The sequence below is a fragment of the uncultured Thermomonas sp. genome, from assembly GCF_937872235.1.
In the GTDB taxonomy this organism is placed as follows: domain Bacteria; phylum Pseudomonadota; class Gammaproteobacteria; order Xanthomonadales; family Xanthomonadaceae; genus Thermomonas; species Thermomonas beijingensis.
In genome coordinates this window covers 1-3451 of the sequence record NZ_CALMPC010000089.1, presented here as the reverse complement: position 1 = coordinate 3451, position 3451 = coordinate 1, and the positions used below count along the sequence as shown (strand labels likewise).

The 3451-nt window shown below is 62.2% G+C and carries 4 protein-coding genes and 1 pseudogene; all 5 read right to left on the bottom strand.

Annotation, left to right across the window (positions count from 1 at the left end; all coding sequences use genetic code 11):
* A pseudogene (purH, locus tag QWB57_RS08280) lies at positions 1-460 on the bottom strand (bifunctional phosphoribosylaminoimidazolecarboxamide formyltransferase/IMP cyclohydrolase); the annotation flags it as partial.
* 53 nt (positions 461-513) lie between these two features.
* A complete protein-coding gene (gene fis, locus QWB57_RS08275; protein WP_223625461.1) occupies positions 514-777 on the bottom strand; it encodes a DNA-binding transcriptional regulator Fis in 264 nt (87 codons plus the stop codon).
* A gap of 183 nt (positions 778-960) precedes the next feature.
* On the bottom strand, positions 961-1473 hold the full coding sequence (locus QWB57_RS08270; RefSeq protein WP_288969105.1) for a DUF3426 domain-containing protein: 513 nt from the start codon (positions 1471-1473) through the stop codon (positions 961-963).
* A complete protein-coding gene (gene prmA, locus QWB57_RS08265; protein ID WP_223625465.1) occupies positions 1470-2399 on the bottom strand; it encodes a 50S ribosomal protein L11 methyltransferase in 930 nt (309 codons plus the stop codon). Before prmA ends, QWB57_RS08270 begins: the two co-directional genes overlap by 4 nt.
* A 60-nt stretch (positions 2400-2459) precedes the next feature.
* Positions 2460-3451 (bottom strand): hypothetical protein (locus tag QWB57_RS08260; RefSeq protein ID WP_288969104.1); only part of this gene is annotated, 992 nt, incomplete at its 5' end.

The following is a 3451-nucleotide window of genomic DNA, read 5'->3' as shown; positions in this document are numbered from 1 at the left end:
TGACCACCGCCACGCGGGCAAAATTCTTGGCAGCGCTGCGCAGCATCGCCGGACCGCCGATGTCGATGTTTTCCACCGCATCGGCCAGTGTGCAATCGGCGCGCGCGGTTACCGCTTCAAACGGATACAGGTTGAGCACCAGCAAGTCGATTTTGCCGATCCCGTGTGCGGCCATCACCGCGTCGTCCAGGCCTGCACGGCCCAGCAAGCCGCCGTGCACCAGCGGGTGCAGGGTCTTGACCCGGCCGTCCATCATTTCCGGAAAACCGGTCACGTCGCTGACGTCTTGCACGGCAAGTCCGGCATCGCGGATGGCGTTGGCGGTGCCGCCGGTGGACAGCAATTCCACGCCGCGCTGCGCCAGCGCCCTGGCGAGTTCGATCAGGCCGGTTTTATCGGAAACGGAGAGCAGGGCGCGGCGCACGGGCACGGCCGAGCCGTCGAAACGGGGGGCAGTCATGGGCAGGCACAACAGTGGGGAAGCCGCAATTATAGCGGGCTGCGGCGCTGGCCTCAGACGGACAGACCGTAGTCCTTGAGTTTCTTGCGCAAGGTGGCGCGGTGCAGGCCGAGCATGGCCGCAGCGCGGCTTTGGTTGCCATCGCAATGCTTCAATACCTCCGCAAACAGCGGAATTTCCAGCTCGCGCAGGGCGATGGTGTACAGATCATCGGTGTCGCAGCCATCCAGATCGCGCAGATAGCGGCGCACGGATGTGGCGACATGCTCGCGCAAGGGTGCGCGGCCGGTGTCCTGGCGTTGGTCTTGAAGGTTCAACGAAACTCCCTCGGTACTGCGCGCATCGGTAACTGGCAGCCGTTGCGGCGGAGGGGAAGTCTAACGCGATGTGCGGGGTGACGGTGTGTGCTGCTGCGCATTCAGTGAAAATAATTTTTGCCGATGCGGTGTCTGCATACGATTGCAGGGATCGCATGCTTGAAATGCCAATGGCAATGCAACTCAATCAAAGCGGAAATCGAAGGCCACCACATCGGGTGCGGGTTCAACAATATCGAATGCGATTTGGCTGGCTTGATTGGGCGCAAGCTGTGCCACATGCGGTGTCTTGCCCAAGTATTCGGTCGGCAGAAAGCGACGGCTGCCCAAGCTGCGGCCATTGACATCGGTCAGACTCAACACCAGGGCTGGCCATGCTTGCGGCCACGCCGCGTCGTTGCGAAAGCTGGCCTGCACGCGCAGCACTCGCGGGTGCTGCGGAAGTGCGATCACATCGCGCGACAGCATGCTGAACGCGGCCGGTTCATGCCAGGCGGGGAGCTGGCAATGCAAGAGCCTGCAAGTTGCTTCCAGCGTCGGCCGCAGGCCAGCATTGGCCGCCAACACATCGCGTTGCAGCCAGCCCAGTTGCAGCAGCAAGCCCAATGCCAGTGCACCCAGCCACACCCACTCACTGCGTCGCCGCGGGGGTGTCTTCGGGGCATTCCCCAACACGAAACTCGGGGCGTGGTTCATGCGATCACCGGCGTGGAGTTGCGGACACCGTCGATGCGCACCCAGTCGTCATCACGTGCGACGTGCAGGCGATCAAACCACGGCGCAAAGCGCAGCAGCAGCTCATCTTCTTGCCCACTCAAAATGCCCGACATGGCGATGCGGCCGCCGTTGGCGACGCGTGCCGCCAAGGTTTCGGCCAAGGCATCCAATGCAGTGGCGAGGATATTGGCGACGACGATGGGATAGCGCGCAATCGGTTCGTCTTGTGGCAAAAACACATCAATCTGCACGCCGTTGCGCTGTGCATTGTCGCTGGTGGCGATGATGGCCTGGGGGTCGTTGTCCACACCGACGGCACGCGCCGCACCCAGTTTCAGTGCGGCCAAGGCAAGGATGCCGCTGCCGCAACCAAAGTCGAGTACCGGTTGTGCTTGCAATACGCCGCTGGTCGCCAAATCATCCAGCCAGCGCAGGCACAGCGCGGTGGTGGGGTGCGTCCCCGAACCGAATGCCAGGCCGGGATCGAGGCGGATGATGGCGGCGTCGGCGGCGTCTGCACCCTCGGGGAGTGCGTGATTCCACGGCACGATGAAGGTGCGCTGGCCAAACTGCATCGGGTGAAAGGTGTCCAGCCATGCGCGTTCCCAATCCTGATCCGGGATGATTTCAAAGCGCGCCTGCGACCAGTCCAGTTCGGGGTCGAAAGCTTCCAGCGCGGCCAGCAGCAGCAGCGGGTCAACATCGACGGGAAACAGTGCGGTCAGGGTCATGTCATCCCATAGCGGCAACTCGCCCACGCCGGGTTCGAAAATGGCCTGCTCGTCGGCAGCATCCAGATGCGCGTCCTGCAAGGTCACGGCGAGTGCCCCCACATCTTCCAGCGCGCGATCCACGCGCGGGTGCAGGGCTTCGGTACAGGGCAGCGAGAGTTGCAGATAAGGCATGGAAAAATGGGGCGGTGATGGCCGCCCCATTCTCGCAGCTTCAGTGGCCCGCGGGCGAACTCAACCGCCCAAAATGCCTTTCAGCAGGCCTTTCATCCCCGGCCGCTTCTGCGGCTGTTGTGGCTGCTGGCCGTCACCTTGATCTTCCTGCATCTGTTGGCTGCCGCCGAAATTCATCCCCAGCATGGAAAAGGCGGTGGATTTGGCGCGCAGGCGCACGCTCCATTCCGGATTCCATGGCTGTTTGGGGTCGGCCGGCTTGGGCGGATAGGTGATCCAGCTTTCCGGGCCGTAGGCGGTCATCATCAAGATACTGGGAACCGGCTGGCCGCCACCTTGGCTGGCAAAGATGCCTTTGGGAATGGTGCAGTTGGTGGCTGCGGCCGACATCAGGACTTTCTGTTTCTGCCATTTTTCGATCTGGCTGCCGCTGAGATAGGCATGCAGCTCGCTGCCGGCACCGGGCACGTCGGCGCTGCTCCAGATCACCATTTCGATAGAGCTTTGACTCTTCATGTTGGTGTGCACGCCGGTGATGAAATACCCGCGTGCGCGGCTGACCGACGGCCAGCTGAGGTCGATCGCATCGGTCAATTCGCCTTGCGAGCGCAGCATCAACTTGGGCATGAAATCGGCGTCTTGCTGCACCTGGAATTTCATCGACGCCGGAATGCCATCGCCGGTGATTTGGTGATCGCCGGCCAAGCGCGCACCGCTGGGCACTTGCTTGCCGTATTGGCGGTTGGGCCAATACACGTAGCCGGGCTGCAGGTCGATGTCGCGATCGGGCACATACAAGCCCTTGGACAGACTGCCGCTGCTTTGAACTTCAATCCCCTGCATGCCGGCCATGCCAGCCCGCGGGTCGACCGTCTTGTTGCCACCTTTGACCTTGAACGTGGCTACTTTGGGTTGGCCCGGACGCACCGTGGCACTGCAGCCCCAGTATTCGGAAATCTTGACCTCGATATCGGGCACCTTGCCGGGGGTGCTTTCCCCCTTTTCAGAGTGGCTGGGTTCGACTGGAATCAAGGTCAGCGATTTGCCGAGAT

Bases quoted from the DNA above. Each gene is read 5' to 3' on its own strand.
- QWB57_RS08270 (WP_288969105.1), bottom strand. From the start codon at position 1,473: ATGAACCACGCCCCGAGTTTCGTGTTGGGGAATGCCCCGAAGACACCC.
- prmA (WP_223625465.1), bottom strand. From the start codon at position 2,399: ATGCCTTATCTGCAACTCTCGCTGCCCTGTACCGAAGCCCTGCACCCG.